We start from the raw sequence: 15,698 nt of genomic DNA on the forward strand, positions 1-15,698 counted from the left end.
AATAATTTTTAGGAAATACAACAATGAAAAATTTTTTAAAGCACTCAACAATTATCTGTCTAATTGCCTTGACAGTAGCTGCTTGTGAATCCCACAAGTCAAGCGATAGTTCCGGGAGCAATTCTCCAGTCGCTAAAGTAGCTAGTGATACCTCTGCAAACAATCCTGCGGAAACTGCTTTGACTGTCACAGATAAAGGTTGCGAACCCAATCAGCTAACAGTAGCATCTGGGCAAAACAGCTTTGTGCTTACCAACAAAAGCAGCCAACCCTTGGAATGGGAAATTTTGTCTGGGGTGAAAGTTGTTGAAGAACGGGAAAATATTGCTCCTGGCTTCGTTCAAAAACTCAAAACCAATCTAGAACCAGGTGAATATGAGATGGCTTGTGGTTTACGCAGCAATCCCAAAGGGAAGCTGACTGTGAAAGCAGGAGTTGGAGATTCGCAAGCCAAAGAGACTGTAGATCAAGGTAAATTAGTAGGTGCGATCGCAGAATACAAAGTCTACGTCACTAAAGAAACTGACCAACTAGTGGCAGACAACAAGACCTTTACCGATGCCGTGATTGCTGGCGATCTTGCCAAGGCTCAGAAACTCTATGCCTCTACCCATGTCCACTGGGAACGTGCAGAACCGATAGCTGAACTGTTCTCCGATCTTGATAAAACGATGGATTCCCGTGCTGATGACTTTGCCAAAAAAGAGGCCGATCCACAATTCACTGGATACCATCGCATAGAGAAAGCTTTATTCCAAGACAAAACCACAAAAGGTATGAAACCTTTTGCCCAAAAGCTACAGAAAGATGGACTAGAGCTACAAAAGCGCATTGCTACCTTAACCATTGAACCGAAAAATATGGTAGGTGGTGCTGCTGACTTGATTGAAGAAGTGGCTGCTACCAAAATTTCTGGAGAAGAAGACCGCTACAGCCATACTGACCTCTGGGACTTTAGCGCTAATGTAGAGGGTTCCCAAAAGATTGTGCAGTTATTGCGCCCCATCATCCAAAAAGCCAACCCTGAACTACTGGGACGTGTGGATACAAACTTCACCAAAGTTAACCAAGAACTTGCTAAATACAAAACCCCTGATGGTGGTTATGCTACATACGACAAGGTGAGTGAAACAGACAAGAAAGACATGAAAACAGCGATCGCTGCTCTTTCTGAAGATTTGTCTCAGTTACGCGGCACTCTAGGCGTGAACTAATTTATCAATAATTCCTAGAGGAGTAAACTATGTCTAGTTCGGAGCAACCAAGTTTACGCATAACTCCCCGGATCGGTCGTCGTGACTTGTTAATCGGCATGGCGGCAGCCGGTGGAGTAGCAGCTTTGACCAGTTTGGGTTATCGCACTCTTTTAAAACCTGCCGAAGACCCATCTGAAGAAACTGTGCCATTTTTTGGTATTCACCAAGCAGGTATTATCACCCCTGTTCCGGCTTCGGCGCTGATGGTGGCATTTGATACAACTGCTAAAACCAAAGCGGATTTGGTGCGCTTATTTCAAACCCTCAGCGATCGCATTCAGTTTCTCATGGCAGGGGGAACGCCTAAGCAACGCGACCCCAAATTTCCACCCAATGATTCGGGAATTCTTGGGTCTATAGTAGTTCCCGATAACCTCACCATTACCCTAGCAGTGGGTGAATCACTGTTCGATAACCGTTTTGGACTTGGCAACTCGAAACCCAAGCGGTTAGATACTATGCCAGGTTTTGCCAATGACCAACTTGACCCAAATTTGTGTCATGGAGATATACTGCTACAATTTTGTGCCAACACAGAAGAAGCGAACATCCACGCTTTGCGGGATATTATTAAGAATCTGCCTGATTTGATAACTTTGCGTTGGCAAATAGAGGGGTTTCTACCACCCAATACTCATAAAAAGCTTGGCAAAACCACGGTACGGAACCTACTTGGTTTCAAAGATGGCACAGCAAATCTAGATGCTAGCGATGAAAAGTTGATGAACCGGATTGTTTGGGTACAGCCAAACACCGACGAACCAGCTTGGACAGTCGGGGGAAGCTATCAAGTTGTGCGGGTAATCCGCAACCTTGTCGAACGTTGGGATCGAACACCATTACAGGAGCAACAGACAATTATTGGACGCAGTAAGGACTCTGGCGCACCTTTGGGAATGAACCACGAGAAAGATATTCCCAATTATGCCAAAGACCCTAAAGGTCAACAAATTCCCCTAGATGCCCATATCCGCCTTGCTAATCCTCGCACATCAGAGTCGAGTTTGATTCTGCGGCGTGGTTTCAATTATTCACGCGGGTTTGACAAAGCTGGACAGTTAGATATGGGTTTGTTATTTGTCTGTTTTCAAGCTGATTTAGAGAAGGGGTTTGTGACAGTGCAAAATCGTTTGAAAGGAGAACCTTTAGAGGAGTATATTCGCCCCATTGGTGGTGGATATTTCTTCGCCTTACCTGGGATTAAAGCTGTTGGAGGTTATCTTGGTCAGTCATTACTAGAAGCGTAGATTTATCTTTAATTTTTAATTTTTTGACGGTGGTTAACAGCTTGTAATAACAGAGATTCTGCAAATGCGATCGCATTAGTTGCGTATTTACCACCAGGTAACTGCACTTTTCGCGCCTAATATTTACTGCGATCGCATCGCAGGTACTTGAGATTAACTCAAAAAAATCTTAGTTATGATGGTAGATATAAGCCCTGTTTCTAAGCCTCAATTTTGAACCGTAAGTATTATGAGCAATAACTTTCCAGCAGACGCGGCAAAAGATTTTAACTTAGCCGAGACTTCCATGAACAAGGAGTCACCTTTTGTGGAAAATGATGGATTGCTCTTGTATAAAGATGGGTACAAGACTCCAGAATTTTTAAGCTCATCTTTTTGCATATATCTATTTGGTGAACGAGTAATCGTAGATCACTATGTACTGTTGTTTCCTGATTCAGAAACTCTTACAGACTATGCTAAAACTCTGATCGACTATGATGCCATAATCACCGAAGGCCCAGGAAAATGGCCTGATGATTTTTGCCCTGAGCAAAACCTATTGCCCGAAGATGCAAGTATGTACTTTCTCTCAGCCTTAATGCCGTCAGGCATGATTTTGGTACTGCTTGCGCCTAACGAACCAGATGAACAGATTGCTAACTTATTCCAGGAGCAAGGTTTTAATACTGTTCATCACGTTGCTATTCTTGTTGATGATATCTATACAGCAGCAGAGGTATGGCAGCAGAAAGGCTTTATTCCTCTGTCTATGACTCCTCAAGAAGATGGCTCTTTATGCCAATGGTTTTTTCGCAACTGGACAGGGCAAATTATAGAGCTAATCTGCCGCCAACATATTGGTATAGAGACTTTTTCTTGCGAGAATATTGCTGGTTTACGCCTTTCAGAATTGGCAGCCTAAATTTATAATTTTTAATTCGTAATGACGCTCGTTCGCGCAGCGTCTCCCCTTGGGAGAAGACCCGCTAACGCTGCGCTAACGTAATTCGTAATTATTTGGTCAAGTATGCTTGCCATGACGGTGGTTAGCAGCTTGTAATAATAGAGATTCTGCAAAAGCGATCGCGTCAGTTGCAGATTTACCACCAGCTAACTGTGCTAATTCTTCCCGGCGAGTGTTTAAATTATCCAAGGTAGTAACTCTGACAACGGTACGCTGTTCGGTGTTGTCATTGCTGGCTTTTTTACCTTTGCCTTGATTGATAGTTTGCTTATCCACGCGGAAATGGCGATCGGCCATCGCTGCAACTAAGGGCTGGTGGGTAACACATAATACTTGGTTGCGTTGACTTAGCTGGTGTAATTTTTCCGCGATCGCTTGGGCGACTCTTCCCGAAACCCCAACATCAATTTCATCAAATACCATTGTCCCAGCCGCATCAACTTGTGAAAAACAAGCTTTCAGCGCCAGTAAAAAGCGGCTCATTTCCCCACCAGAGGCAACTTCTGTTAAAGGTTGCAGTGGTTCTCCAGGGTTGGAACTAAACATAAAAGTAATTTTATCTGCTCCCATAGCAGTTGGGAAAGCTGGTAATATCTCAACCAAAAATTTCACCTTTTCCATCGCTAGGGGCTTGAGTTCAGCTATCAAACGTGACTCTAAATTAGCAGCTGCTTTACTCCGCAATTGAGTTAACTGATTACTTGCTTGGGTGAGTTTTTCAAAACATGCCTTTTCTTGCTGTTCTAACTTTTCGATAGATTGTTCGCTGTCATTAAGTTGGGCTAATTCTCCTTGGATACGCTGGTAATAAGCGATCGCTTCTGTAAGTGTCGGCCCATACTTACGGCAAATTTGCTTTAATTCTTGAATCCGTTCTTCCACTTCTTCCAATCGCTGCGGATCGGCTTCTAATCCATCCCCATAAGCATTAATCTGCCTTCCCACTTCCATTACCGCAGCTTGCGCGTCCCGCACTAATTCTAATAGGGGTTGCAATTGCGTATCATATTCCACCATGTCATTTAATATCGCCTCACTGTCTCCCAATAAATCACCTGCGGCGGGAGTTTCATGATCGTTTTGATACAAAGCTTGATAAACTTTGTAACTCATTTGTTGCAAATCGACGACATGATTCAGGCGTTCCCGTTCTTGTCCCAACTGTTCCAATTCATCAGGTTCGCTCAGATTGGCTGCTCCCAATTCTTGCACTTGATAAGTAAGCAAGTCGAGTTGTTGTAAGCGTTCCCGTTCTGATGTCCGGCGTTTTTCTAGTGCTAAATTCGCCTGTTGGTAAGCATTAAAACTCGTGGCGACTTTATGACGCTGCTGCATTAAAGAGTCACCGCCATATAAATCCAACCAATCGCGGACTTGAGCAGATTGTCCCACTTGTACAGTTTGACCTTGGGCGGTGATTTCCACCAAGCGATCGCGCATTCCTCCCATAATCTGCCGATTTACCAACACGCCATTCACCCGCGATCGACTGCGGATATTACTAGCAGTAGCTGTGATTTCTCGGCTAATGACTACGGAATTTTCATCAAGCAAATCTATTTCTTGTTCGGTTAACCAAGCGGCTAGGGGCGCGTTTGAGGTGAAAGTCGCTTCTACCATCGCCCGACTTGTTCCCGTGCGAATGACTCGACTAGAGACTTTACCGCCCAAAGCGGCATCAATGGCATCCAAGATAATCGATTTTCCAGCGCCGGTTTCACCTGTTAACACATTTAGTCCCGCGCCAAATTCCAATTCCAGTTGGTCAATTAGGGCAAAGTTTTCAATTCGCAGGCAAAGCAACATCAAGCCAAATTCTCCATGAGGGCAGATGCCGGATACTTCCAACTTACAGGATAATAAGTCTCATCTGTGAGCAACTAGCAATACCTAATACGATTGAACTAGTATGCCCGTTTAAGTGTAGCAGACTAGAGGGGAGTAGGGAGTAGGGAGTGGGGAAGAAGCAAGGGAGCAGGGAGCAAGGGAGAAAAGTAATTTTTCCCCCTGCCCCCCGCACCCTGCCCCTCTGCCTCTTATGCCTATTCCCAATTCCCAATTTCTAAACATATTGTTACAATACTTAATGTGATCGTTCTGACTGGTGGCCATTCTTCATGATTGTTAAGACACTTCCCCCTAGTTCCCGACCGATTCAGGAGGACAGTAGCAACGGCACGACTAGCCGAGGCGAACTGGACGTTATTGATATAGTGCCAGAAGATGGTACATCGAGCTTAGTTGTGCGCTCGCCAAGACTCTTAGCAGCCCAACAGTTGAGGACAACAGCCCAACCTGAGACGCTTTACGATCCTGTGGGTATAGCGGCACATTACCAAAAGAGAAAAGCGCAAGTTCTACGGCGGATTTTCGCCGTGTTGGGGCCGACTCTATCCTTTGTTTTTGGATTGTGGTCGGATAGTAAACGGGGAATTGTCGTCAAAAATGATCGCCGCCGAGCTACTCAATTACGAGTATTGCTGACCAAATTAGGGCCTGCTTACATCAAAATTGGCCAAGCTTTATCCACCAGACCCGATCTAGTTCCTCCGATATATCTAGAAGAATTAACTAAACTACAAGACCAATTACCGCCTTTTCCTAACGAAATTGCTTACCAGTTTATTAAAGAAGAATTAGGCGCTCCTCCAGAAGAGGTTTACGCAGAACTCTCGGCCCAGCCAATTGCTGCGGCTTCATTGGGGCAAGTGTATAAAGGCAAGCTAAAAACTGGTGAAGAAGTTGCTGTTAAAGTTCAACGCCCCGACTTAAGAGAGGGGATTACCATTGACTTGTATATCTTGCGTAACCTCGCCTCTTGGGTGCAGAAAAAGGTCAAACGGGTAAGAAGTGATTTAGTTGGGATTCTTGATGAATTAGGCGATCGCATTTTTGAAGAGATGGATTACATCCATGAAGGCGAAAATGCCGAGCGATTTTTCGAGTTATACGGTCACATAAAAGACGTATATGTACCGAAAATTTACTGGGAATATACCAATCGTCGCGTCTTGACGATGGAGTGGATTAACGGTACTAAATTAACCCAGACAGAAGAAATTAGCGCCCAAGGTATAGATGCTCGTTATCTAATTGAAGTGGGTGTGCAGTGTTCCCTGCGCCAGTTGCTAGAACATGGATTTTTCCATGCAGATCCCCACCCTGGTAATTTGTTAGCAACAACCGATGGTAAGTTAGCTTATCTCGACTTTGGCATGATGAGCGAGATTAAGCCACCACAGCGTTATGGTTTGATTGAAGCGATCGTCCACGTCGTCAACCGCGACTTTGAAGGATTAGCAAAAGACTACGTTAAGTTAGATTTTTTATCACCAGAAACCGATTTAACACCAATTATCCCAGCTTTTGCCAGAGTCTTTGCTGATGCCCAAGGAGCCAGCGTTGCCGAACTCAACATTAAAAGCATTACCGATGAACTATCGGCTTTAATGTATGAGTATCCTTTCCGTGTACCGCCCTACTACGCCTTAATTATTCGCTCTCTGGTGACGCTAGAAGGTATTGCAATATATATAGATCCCAACTTTAAAGTCCTCAGCGAAGCTTATCCCTACGTTTCTAAACGCCTGTTAACCGATCCAGCACCGCAATTAAGAGCATCATTGCAAGATTTGCTATTTAAAGATGGCAGATTTCGCTGGAACCGCTTAGAAAACTTGTTAAAAAATGCGCGTAATAGTCAAGACTACGACTTTAATTTAGTGCTGAATCAGGGGATAGAATTTCTAGCATCTGAACGTGGTGCTTTTATTCGTGACAAGCTAGTAGATGAATCTGTTAATGGCCTTGATGCTTTAGGTAAAAATGTTTTGCATAACTTCACCTATTTGCTGCGGGAACGCGTTGGGTTGACAGCAGTTAATGAAACTCCGGCGGCGACAGTTGAGCAACAACAAACCCTGGAGCATATCAAACGTATATTAGGTATTCTCCGAGAAACACGAGGCTTTGATCCAATAGAACTTGCGCCCAAAATTGCCCAGTTATTGGTAAATTCAGATGTACAGCGTTTGAGTCAACAAATTGCCAATCGCTTTACGCAAAAGGCTGTAGCCAGGTTAGTTAGGCAATTATTGGCATCTTAGCAAAAGTTATGAGTTGAAGAATGCAGAATTCAGAAATATTGATGCTCTCTACGAGACGCTGCACGTAGTGCCGTAGGCAAGTGGTACGACACCCTCAGTAAATATCGCAGAGAATTAAATTCTGAATTCTGACTCCTGACTCCTGAATTCTTTCTTATTAAAAACTTTCTTTAACTCATAAATAATTCCTTACTAGCAACTATATAACCCAACTCTTCCAGCTTTTCTAAGACCTTAGTTGCACTTTGGGTAACAATTTCTTGGTTCGTTTTGCATTCGACTTCCGGACGGAGTGGTATTTCATAAGGATCATCAATACCAGTGAAGTGCTTAATCTCCCCGGCTCTTGCTTTTTTATATAACCCTTTTACGTCTCGCTGTTCACAAACTTCTAATGATGCATTGACGTAAACTTCTATGAAAGATGGAATACTTTGGCGCACTTCTTCCCGAATTTCACGATATGGGGAAATGGCCGAAACCAATACAATTACATTATTTCTGCTAAGAAGATGAGCTACAAAACCAATGCGCCGAATATTCTCTTCTCGATCTTTTTTACTGAAACCCAATCCTTTGCATAGGTTTTGACGTACTGCATCGCCATCTAGAACTTCAACTCTGTATCCCTGTATCCGCAGTTCCTTCTCCACGAATTTACAGATAGTAGTTTTACCTGCACCACTTAGACCAGTGAACCATACTGTCACGCCATACTCTTGTTGTCTCATCTTACCTCCACTGTACACTTCAAATGGCAGACCAAAAAAATGCTTTTTTGGCTAATTTTAGGTCAATAAATACACATTGGAGGGTATCGTGGTTTTATGGACAATACAATTGCAAACTTTTAACTTTCCTCTGGGGGATCACCATTTTTGTCGCGTTTGAGGCTTTCTTCTAAGGCTTGAATTTGTTCGCGTCTAGCTTCCAATTCTAAAGAACGCCGCGCTAAGTCTTGGTTTTGCAACGTCAGGGATTGTCGCCAATGTTCTGCTCGTTCTGCTTCGTGCTGCAAAAATTCTGGAGTAATGCCTATGGTGAGATAGCTTTGTACCAGATGGAGTACCCAGTTGGTGGCATCCTCTAGCCTTTCAATGTCGCCTGTAGAGGAAAGTTCTACTAAAACAAGCAAGTTTTCACTCATGACTTTTCCCTTTCCTAGCAGAATGAAAGCCTCTTCTGGAATTATCGCCCACAAGTTATCAGCTTCTTGACGCGCTAACAAGCGTAACTGGTGCTGGTCTAAAAAATCGTTTTTACGCACCTGGGCTAGATATAGCATGAGGGTCGCTTCGCTCCAATTAAAAATTAAAAATTAAAAATTAAAAAATTTTAATAAAATAATAAGTCCCAGAATTGAGATTTGGATCTTGTTAATTAGTAACGGGTAATTGAGAATTAATAATCTCATTACCCATTACAGTTATCCTAAGCTACGCAGGCGATCGCTACGATAACCCCTTGAGGCGCTCGCGCAAAATTTCAGCTTGCTTTTGTGCTTCTGCTAAAGCATCCCGCGCTCCTTGTACCACATCAGCCCTAGCTCTATCTACGAAACTAGGATTGTTTAATCTGGTACTCAGGGATTGAACTTCGGCTTCAGCTTTACTTAAGCTTTTTTCTAGCTTGGCACGTACAGCTTCAATATCTACCACACCGCTTAGAGGAATTAGCACCTGTATTGTACCAATTACACCTGCGATCGCATTTTCTGTTTCTTGTGGTTGTTCTAATTCTTTCTGCGGAAAAAACTGTCTCCATAACTTTTGTCTAGCTTGAGCAGTTAATAAATTTTGGCTAACAAACCACGCTGTGTAAACAAAACCAATTAGTTCAAAGAAAGTTCCGACGATGGGAATGTCATTAATGGCATTTCCCGCAGCTAAACCTAATCTACCAAAGATAATGGCCACAATAATTAAGCCAATTGTCTTCAAACCTCTTTGAGGTTTTTTCGCAGCAACAGTTTGGTTTGCTTGCTTGTCGGTAATAGTTAAAGTCTCAACCTTCGCCAAATCTTTAATATAAGACTGTCCAGCAGTGAGAATTTCCCGCTCTTTCTCACTTTCAGTTTGCAAATTCACTGTAACTTTTACCCCTGGCTTAATATCCGCCTCAGCTCGCAAATTCCGAATTGTGCGGATAGTGGCAATCAGCAATTCAAACTGTTCTTCTAAAGCTGAATCAATTAAGTTTGCATCTACCTGGGGATAGGTTTGTAATGGTAAAGTTTGCGGGGAATCTCCTGATTGTTGAGTAAGAGTCTGCCAAATTTCCTCGGTAATATGAGGCATGAAGGGATGAAGCAGTTTCATAATCCCTTCTAGTATGTAGCCGAGGGTTTGCTGTGCTACCCGCCGCGATACTGGATCGGCATCTGCTTGCAATCTGGATTTCACTAGTTCAATATACTGATCGCAGAAATCACCCCAAATAAACTCGTAGAGTCCTTTTGCTGCTTCCCCTAAACCGTAATTATCGATGTAATTAGTGGTTTGTTTAACAACTTGATGATACCGCGAGATAATCCAGCGATCGCTCAATTCTGTGGCTATTGGATTTCCCAATTGTTGCGGTGTCTGTCCATCCAAATTCATCATCACAAATCGGGCAGCGTTCCACAACTTATTTGCAAAGTTGCGGGATGCCTCTACTGATGCTGATTCATCCTTTTTGCGATCGTATTCTAAGCGGATATCTTGACCAGCACCAGCCACTTCTCTAATTAAGGTATACCGCAGGGCATCAGTACCATATTTGTCAATTAATAACAGAGGGTCAATACCATTACCTTTGGTCTTTGACATCTTCTGGCCTTTTTCATCCAGCACCAAGCCATGAATGTAAACTGTTTGAAAAGGCATTTGCTGCGTAAAATGCCCAGCCATCATAGTCATTCTGGCTACCCAGAAAAAGATGATATCAAAGCCTGTTACCAAAGTGGTAGTCGGGTAGTAAGTTGCTAAATCTTGAGTTTGTTCCGGCCAGCCCAAAGTCGAAAACGGCCAAAGTCCAGAAGAAAACCAAGTATCCAGCACATCTGGGTCTTGTTCTAACTTGACATTTTCGCCAAATTGTGATTTAGCTTTTTCCCAAGCTTCGGTTTCTGATTTCGCCACTACAAACGGCGTGTTATCGGTAATTTGTCCATCCGTTTCACTGACAGCGTACCAAGCCGGAATTTGGTGTCCCCACCATAATTGGCGAGAGATACACCAATCAGTGAGTTTTACTAGCCAATCACGATAAACCTTAGTCCAGCGTTGGGGGACAAACTCTGGAGAAGTCTGTTGGTCGAGGAATTCGAGAGTGTTATCAGCTAAGGGGCGAATTTTGACGAACCACTGAGTCGAGAGGAGAGGTTCAATAGGTACTTTACCGCGATCGCTGTAAGGAACGGTATGTTTATAATCTTCTATCTTCACCAAAAAGCCATCTGCTTCTAGGCGAGAAACCACATTTTTTCTAGCAACAAAGCGGTCTTGTCCTTGAAACTCCCCAGCGTTGGCGTTGAGAGTGCCGTCTTTGTTCATAATGTTGATAAACGGCAGATTGTGACGCTTACCCATGTCAAAATCATTCGGGTCATGGGCGGGAGTTATCTTCACGCAACCTGTGCCGAAAGTGGGGTCAACATATTCATCGCCAATGATCGGAATTTCTCGTTGTAGAATTGGCAGAGTTACAGTTTTACCAATGAGATGTTTGTAGCGATCGTCATTGGGATTAACTGCTACTGCTGTATCGCCCAGCATTGTTTCTGGTCGAGTTGTCGCCACCTCTACAAAACCGGAACCATCGGTGAGGGGATAGCGGAAGTGCCAGAGATTTCCATTCACCTCTTGATTTTCCACTTCTACGTCAGACACCGCCGACCCAGAAGCTGGACACCAATTAACTAAATATTCACCACGATAAATTAAGCCTTCTTCGTAAAGACGAGTAAATGCCTCGACAACAGCTTTAGATAAACCCTCATCCAGGGTAAACCTTTCCCGTGACCAGTCCACCGAGACACCCAAGCGGCGTAGCTGATTCAGAATCGTTCCCTCAGACTCCGCTTTCCATTGCCAAGCGCGTTCTAGGAATTTCTCGCGCCCCAATTCGTAGCGAGTCTTACCCTCTGTTTTGAGTTGCTTTTCCAGCATAGTATGCACAGCTATGCTGGCGTGGTCAGTTCCGGGTAGCCACAGGGTATTGCGCCCCTGCATCCGATGGTAGCGCACGAGAGTATCAATCAAGGAACTTTCAAATGCGTGACCCATGTGTAAGCTGCCGGTGACATTTGGGGGGGGAATGACGATGCAGTAGGGTTCGCCGCCTTTGTTGGGGTCAGCTTTGTAAACTTGGTTGTCTTCCCAGAATTTTTGCCACTTGGCTTCGGTGGAAAAGGGATCGTAGAGACTGGGGAGATTGGGAATGGTTGCGGTCATGCTGGGCAAACTAAGGAAGGACTTTAATAAATTTTGCCATAGGGTTGGAGAGGGATTGATGGAAACGAACCGCCAAGACGCCAAGGACGCCAAGAGAAGGGAGCCAAGTGAGGAGGTGGATGGATTAGTTTATGCTGTGATTGGGGCGGCGATTGAGGTGCATCGGGTGTTGGGGCCAGGGTTTTTGGAGGAGGTGTATAAGGAGGCGCTAATTATAGAATTTTTCAGGTGCGGGATACCTCATTTGGTTGAGAAGTCGGTAACAGTAAATTACAAAGGACATGAAGTAGGCAAGGGTAGATTAGATTTTTTGGTTGCTAATTGTCTAATTGTGGAATTAAAAGCTGTCCAAAATTTAGCCCCTATCCACGAAGCTCAAGTCCTCTCCTACCTTAAAATGACTCATTACCCGCTAGCCCTCCTCATCAACTTTAACGTCCCTCTCCTCAAAGACGGCATCAAACGCATCATCCTCTCTTAATCTTCTCTTGGCGCACTTGGCGTCTTGGCGGTTCGTTCCTCAAACCCATGAAAAATCAAACAACCTCCCCCTGGAAATTCATCCCCACCCTCTACTTTGCCTCCGGCATACCTTACATCATCATCAACACAGTTTCCGTAATCTTTTACAAAAAACTCGAAATAGATAACACTCAAATTGCCCTGTGGACAAGTTTTCTCTATCTACCTTGGGTCATCAAAATGTTTTGGGCCCCAATTGTCGATACTTACTCTACCAAACGCAAATGGATAATTTACACCCAATTTGCCATGTTCTGTTGCTTGGCTTTGATAGCCATCTCCTTACAACTGCCAAATTTCTTTTTCATCTCCCTCGCAACATTAACAATAGGAGCATTTATTTCTGCAACTTATGACATTGCCACCGACGGCTTTTATCTATTGGCTTTATCTCCAGAACAACAAGCCTTCTTTGTCGGCATTCGCTCACTTTTTTATAGACTTGCTGTTATCTTCGGTTCAGGAATATTAGTAGTCTTAGCAGGTCAGCTTGAAGTATATTTCAATAATATTCCTTTAAGCTGGACTCTAGCTATTGGCTTCTCAGCTTTAATTTTGGCAATCTTGTTTATTTCTCATCGCCTATTTTTACCCTTACCTGAGTCAGATAATAAAGAACAGCTACACTCTACAAAAATAATCCCCTTTTGGTCAATTATTAGCTCATATTTTGCTCAAGATAATATTATAAATATTTTAGCATTTATACTGCTTTACAGACTTGGTGAAGCAATGCTTGTGAAGATAGCCTCTTTATTTTTATTGGACAAACCAGAAGTAGGAGGTTTAGGGTTATCAACATCAGATGTCGGGCTAGTCTACGGGACATTTGGGGTAATATCCCTAATCTGTGGAGGAATTTTAGGAGGCTTACTAATTTCTAGATATGGATTAAAAAAATGTTTATTCCCTATGGCTTTAGCATTGAATTTACCTGATATTTTTTATGTGTATATGGCTTACACTAAGCCTTCACTAACATTAGTGTATCCCTTGGTTTCCTTAGAGCAATTTGGCTATGGTTTTGGATTTACAGCTTTTAGTGTTTATTTAATGTATATTTGCCAAGGCGAATATAAAACTTCTCATTTTGCCATATCTACTGGCATTATGGCTTTAGGAATGATGTTACCCGGATTAGTTAGCGGTTATTTGCAAAAAGCACTTGGCTATCCATTATTTTTTGTCTTGATTTGTTTGCTGACCATTCCTGGGATGATTGCTCTATTTTTTATACCTTTAAAAGAAGAACCGAAGCATCAAAATAATTAAGATTATTGCAATCCATGAGTTATGTTTTAGGAATAGATGGTGGCGGTAGCAAGACTGTTTGTATCTTGATGGATGATTTGCGTCAGGTGCTAGGTCGTGGTGAAGCAGGCCCAGCTAATTATCAGAGTATAGGTATCGAAGCAACTTTACAATCTATTCAAACAGCGATTAAAAATGCGATTGAGGCAGCAATAATTACAAATTCTGTGAATATTGATGCGATATGTCTGGGTTTAGCAGGTGTAGGTCGTGCAGCAGATATTGAAGTAGTAAAAAGTTTAGTTAAAGAGTTGCAGAAGAACAAATCGCCTATTGATTGGGCGTTAGAACCAGCGAATATTGTAATTTGTAACGATGCTTTAATTGCTTTAGTTGGTGGAATTGGTCAGCCTGTAGGAATTGTGGTTGCAGCAGGTACTGGTTCGATAGTTTTCGGACGAAATCATGAAGGACATACTAAGCGAGTCGGCGGCTGGGGATATATTTTAGGAGATGAAGGTAGTGCTTATAAAATTGCGATCGCAGGCATGAACGCAGCATTAAAATCTGATGATGGACGGGAAATATCAACGAGTTTGATAGAGGGTTTCAAACAGCATCTTGATTTGGAAAGTATAGAAGATTTAATAGAAGTAGTATATCGTCGAGAATGGGGAGTTAAACAGATAGCAGCTTTAGCACCAGTTGTAGATTTTGCAGCAGCGTCAGGCGATATAGTAGCGAATATGATAATTGATGATGCTGTAAAAGAGTTAGTAAAAGCTACATCTACAGTAATTGATGCGATTTTTACTGCCGACTCAGTTTTAGAAGTAGTTACAACGGGAAGTGTCTGGCGTGGTAGATGCAATATCCATGAAAGATTTGCAGCATCTCTTGTTAATAAATTTCCTAATGTAAAGGTAATTTTTCCGAGGTATGAACCTGCTTATGGTGCTGGTTTGTTAGCGTTGCAAACAACTCAAAATTGACGCGAAGAAAGCAATAATAGGAGTTTTCACTCTGCAAATATACGCCCCAAGAAAGTTACTATTTCAGCCCAAGCTGCGGTGCTAGCACTAGAATCATAACGATAACCGTCGTCGCGCATGAATGTATGTTCTGCTTCATACAAGAAAACTTGGTGAGGAATGTTAGCATTCTCAATTGCTTTTATTATAGTTTGGCGATCGCTCTCTGGTATATGAGGGTCAAGAGTACCGAATACCATTAGCATTTCGCCTTGAATTTCATTTACCCTCTGGATTGTATCGGCTACCTCTTTACCCAGTTTACCACTGGGAATACCAGTAGGGTAACAGCAGACACAAGCCCGAATTTCGCTTTGAAATGCGGCGCGGAAAGCTAAATGTCCACCAATACAAAAGCCGAGAGTACCTATTTGATTTGGAGAAACCGCACTCTCTGTTTTTAGAAATTCAATCACAGCAAGGCAATCGGCATCATAATCAGCTACGGCGGTTCGACGCGCATCGTCATTACCCCGCATCCTTCCAAGATCATCTGGCTCAATTACTGAACCAACTGGTTCTATTCGGTGAAAAATTTCTGGGGCTGCTACTACATAGCCGTATCCTGCTAAGTAGTTAGCTAGACGAATCATTGGATCACCTAATTGGTAAATATCACTGTAGAAGACAATACCAGGGTATTTTCCTGCTGCTTTGGGAGCTGCAACATAAACACGCATTAAGCTGCCATCTACTCTTAACTCAACGTTGCGCTTAGTGATTTGCACTTTTTTGTCTCCGTGTTCCGCTTGCTGTAATTAGCTTCTACACTATAGCGCCGCAGCATCCGGTTACTTTCAACTTACAATTTTGCGTTCTTTTATCATCACTGCAATCATTTAATATCCCCAGTGAAAGTTTGTTGCGAAGCTACTAAGCAACCATATCTCATTACTCTAAGTA

At 43.0% G+C, this 15,698-nt stretch carries 12 protein-coding genes; 7 read left to right on the forward strand and 5 right to left on the reverse strand.

Going from position 1 to position 15,698, the window contains the following annotated elements:
• The first annotated feature begins 23 nt into the window (after window positions 1-23).
• The 3 genes from efeO (at window position 24) to RMZ43_RS04060 (ending at window position 3,407) form a co-directional block, all read left to right on the forward strand.
• Window positions 24-1,214, forward strand: coding sequence for an iron uptake system protein EfeO (efeO, locus tag RMZ43_RS04050; RefSeq protein WP_322654573.1), 1,191 nt, complete (start codon window positions 24-26; stop codon window positions 1,212-1,214).
• A 29-nt stretch (window positions 1,215-1,243) separates the two neighbouring features.
• Window positions 1,244-2,503, forward strand: a complete 1,260-nt coding sequence (gene efeB, locus RMZ43_RS04055) for an iron uptake transporter deferrochelatase/peroxidase subunit (RefSeq protein WP_322654572.1) — start codon at window positions 1,244-1,246, stop codon at window positions 2,501-2,503.
• A gap of 229 nt (window positions 2,504-2,732) precedes the next feature.
• Window positions 2,733-3,407: a VOC family protein gene (locus RMZ43_RS04060; RefSeq protein WP_322647532.1), complete on the forward strand. Its 675-nt coding sequence runs from the start codon at window positions 2,733-2,735 to the stop codon at window positions 3,405-3,407.
• Between the two features lie 99 nt (window positions 3,408-3,506).
• Here RMZ43_RS04060 and recN read toward each other — a convergent pair whose 3' ends face one another.
• Window positions 3,507-5,255 (reverse strand): DNA repair protein RecN, encoded by a 1,749-nt coding sequence (gene recN, locus RMZ43_RS04065; protein WP_322654571.1) that lies wholly within the window; start codon window positions 5,253-5,255, stop codon window positions 3,507-3,509.
• 311 nt (window positions 5,256-5,566) lie between these two features.
• Here recN and RMZ43_RS04070 point away from each other — a divergent pair, with 311 nt between their 5' ends.
• A complete protein-coding gene (locus tag RMZ43_RS04070) occupies window positions 5,567-7,555 on the forward strand; it encodes an ABC1 kinase family protein (RefSeq protein WP_322654570.1) in 1,989 nt (662 codons plus the stop codon).
• Between the two features lie 170 nt (window positions 7,556-7,725).
• On the opposite strand, the gene cysC is transcribed toward RMZ43_RS04070, so the two are convergent.
• The 3 genes from cysC to RMZ43_RS04085 form a co-directional block, all read right to left on the reverse strand.
• Window positions 7,726-8,286, reverse strand: a complete 561-nt coding sequence (gene cysC, locus RMZ43_RS04075) for an adenylyl-sulfate kinase (protein WP_322654569.1) — start codon at window positions 8,284-8,286, stop codon at window positions 7,726-7,728.
• 119 nt (window positions 8,287-8,405) lie between these two features.
• The gene (locus RMZ43_RS04080) at window positions 8,406-8,840 is read right to left on the reverse strand and encodes a hypothetical protein (protein ID WP_322647535.1); all 435 of its coding nucleotides are present in this window, start codon (window positions 8,838-8,840) and stop codon (window positions 8,406-8,408) included.
• Between the two features lie 166 nt (window positions 8,841-9,006).
• The gene (locus tag RMZ43_RS04085; RefSeq protein WP_322654568.1) at window positions 9,007-11,991 is read right to left on the reverse strand and encodes a valine--tRNA ligase; all 2,985 of its coding nucleotides are present in this window, start codon (window positions 11,989-11,991) and stop codon (window positions 9,007-9,009) included.
• 58 nt (window positions 11,992-12,049) lie between these two features.
• Here RMZ43_RS04085 and RMZ43_RS04090 point away from each other — a divergent pair, with 58 nt between their 5' ends.
• The 3 genes from RMZ43_RS04090 to RMZ43_RS04100 are packed head-to-tail and all read left to right on the forward strand — an operon-like array spanning window position 12,050 to window position 14,756.
• Window positions 12,050-12,472, forward strand: coding sequence for a GxxExxY protein (locus RMZ43_RS04090; RefSeq protein WP_322654567.1), 423 nt, complete (start codon window positions 12,050-12,052; stop codon window positions 12,470-12,472).
• A gap of 47 nt (window positions 12,473-12,519) precedes the next feature.
• Window positions 12,520-13,785, forward strand: coding sequence for an AmpG family muropeptide MFS transporter (locus RMZ43_RS04095; protein ID WP_322654566.1), 1,266 nt, complete (start codon window positions 12,520-12,522; stop codon window positions 13,783-13,785).
• A gap of 14 nt (window positions 13,786-13,799) precedes the next feature.
• Window positions 13,800-14,756, forward strand: a complete 957-nt coding sequence (locus RMZ43_RS04100) for an N-acetylglucosamine kinase (RefSeq protein WP_322647538.1) — start codon at window positions 13,800-13,802, stop codon at window positions 14,754-14,756.
• 26 nt (window positions 14,757-14,782) lie between these two features.
• Here RMZ43_RS04100 and RMZ43_RS04105 read toward each other — a convergent pair whose 3' ends face one another.
• The gene (locus RMZ43_RS04105) at window positions 14,783-15,523 is read right to left on the reverse strand and encodes a dienelactone hydrolase family protein (protein WP_322654565.1); all 741 of its coding nucleotides are present in this window, start codon (window positions 15,521-15,523) and stop codon (window positions 14,783-14,785) included.
• Between the last annotated feature and the right edge of the window lie 175 nt (window positions 15,524-15,698).

This window comes from Nostoc sp. CmiVER01 (assembly GCF_034531135.2).
Lineage (GTDB): Bacteria > Cyanobacteriota > Cyanobacteriia > Cyanobacteriales > Nostocaceae > Nostoc.

Excerpts from the sequence above, each read along its gene's own strand:
- efeO (WP_322654573.1), top strand. The coding sequence starts at position 24 with ATGAAAAATTTTTTAAAGCACTCAACAATTATCTGTCTAATTGCCTTG.
- efeB (WP_322654572.1), top strand. The coding sequence starts at position 1,244 with ATGTCTAGTTCGGAGCAACCAAGTTTACGCATAACTCCCCGGATCGGT.
- RMZ43_RS04060 (WP_322647532.1), top strand. The coding sequence starts at position 2,733 with ATGAGCAATAACTTTCCAGCAGACGCGGCAAAAGATTTTAACTTAGCC.
- recN (WP_322654571.1), bottom strand. The coding sequence starts at position 5,255 with ATGTTGCTTTGCCTGCGAATTGAAAACTTTGCCCTAATTGACCAACTG.
- RMZ43_RS04070 (WP_322654570.1), top strand. The coding sequence starts at position 5,567 with ATGATTGTTAAGACACTTCCCCCTAGTTCCCGACCGATTCAGGAGGAC.
- cysC (WP_322654569.1), bottom strand. The coding sequence starts at position 8,286 with ATGAGACAACAAGAGTATGGCGTGACAGTATGGTTCACTGGTCTAAGT.
- RMZ43_RS04080 (WP_322647535.1), bottom strand. The coding sequence starts at position 8,840 with ATGCTATATCTAGCCCAGGTGCGTAAAAACGATTTTTTAGACCAGCAC.
- RMZ43_RS04085 (WP_322654568.1), bottom strand. The coding sequence starts at position 11,991 with ATGACCGCAACCATTCCCAATCTCCCCAGTCTCTACGATCCCTTTTCC.
- RMZ43_RS04090 (WP_322654567.1), top strand. The coding sequence starts at position 12,050 with ATGGAAACGAACCGCCAAGACGCCAAGGACGCCAAGAGAAGGGAGCCA.
- RMZ43_RS04095 (WP_322654566.1), top strand. The coding sequence starts at position 12,520 with ATGAAAAATCAAACAACCTCCCCCTGGAAATTCATCCCCACCCTCTAC.
- RMZ43_RS04100 (WP_322647538.1), top strand. The coding sequence starts at position 13,800 with ATGAGTTATGTTTTAGGAATAGATGGTGGCGGTAGCAAGACTGTTTGT.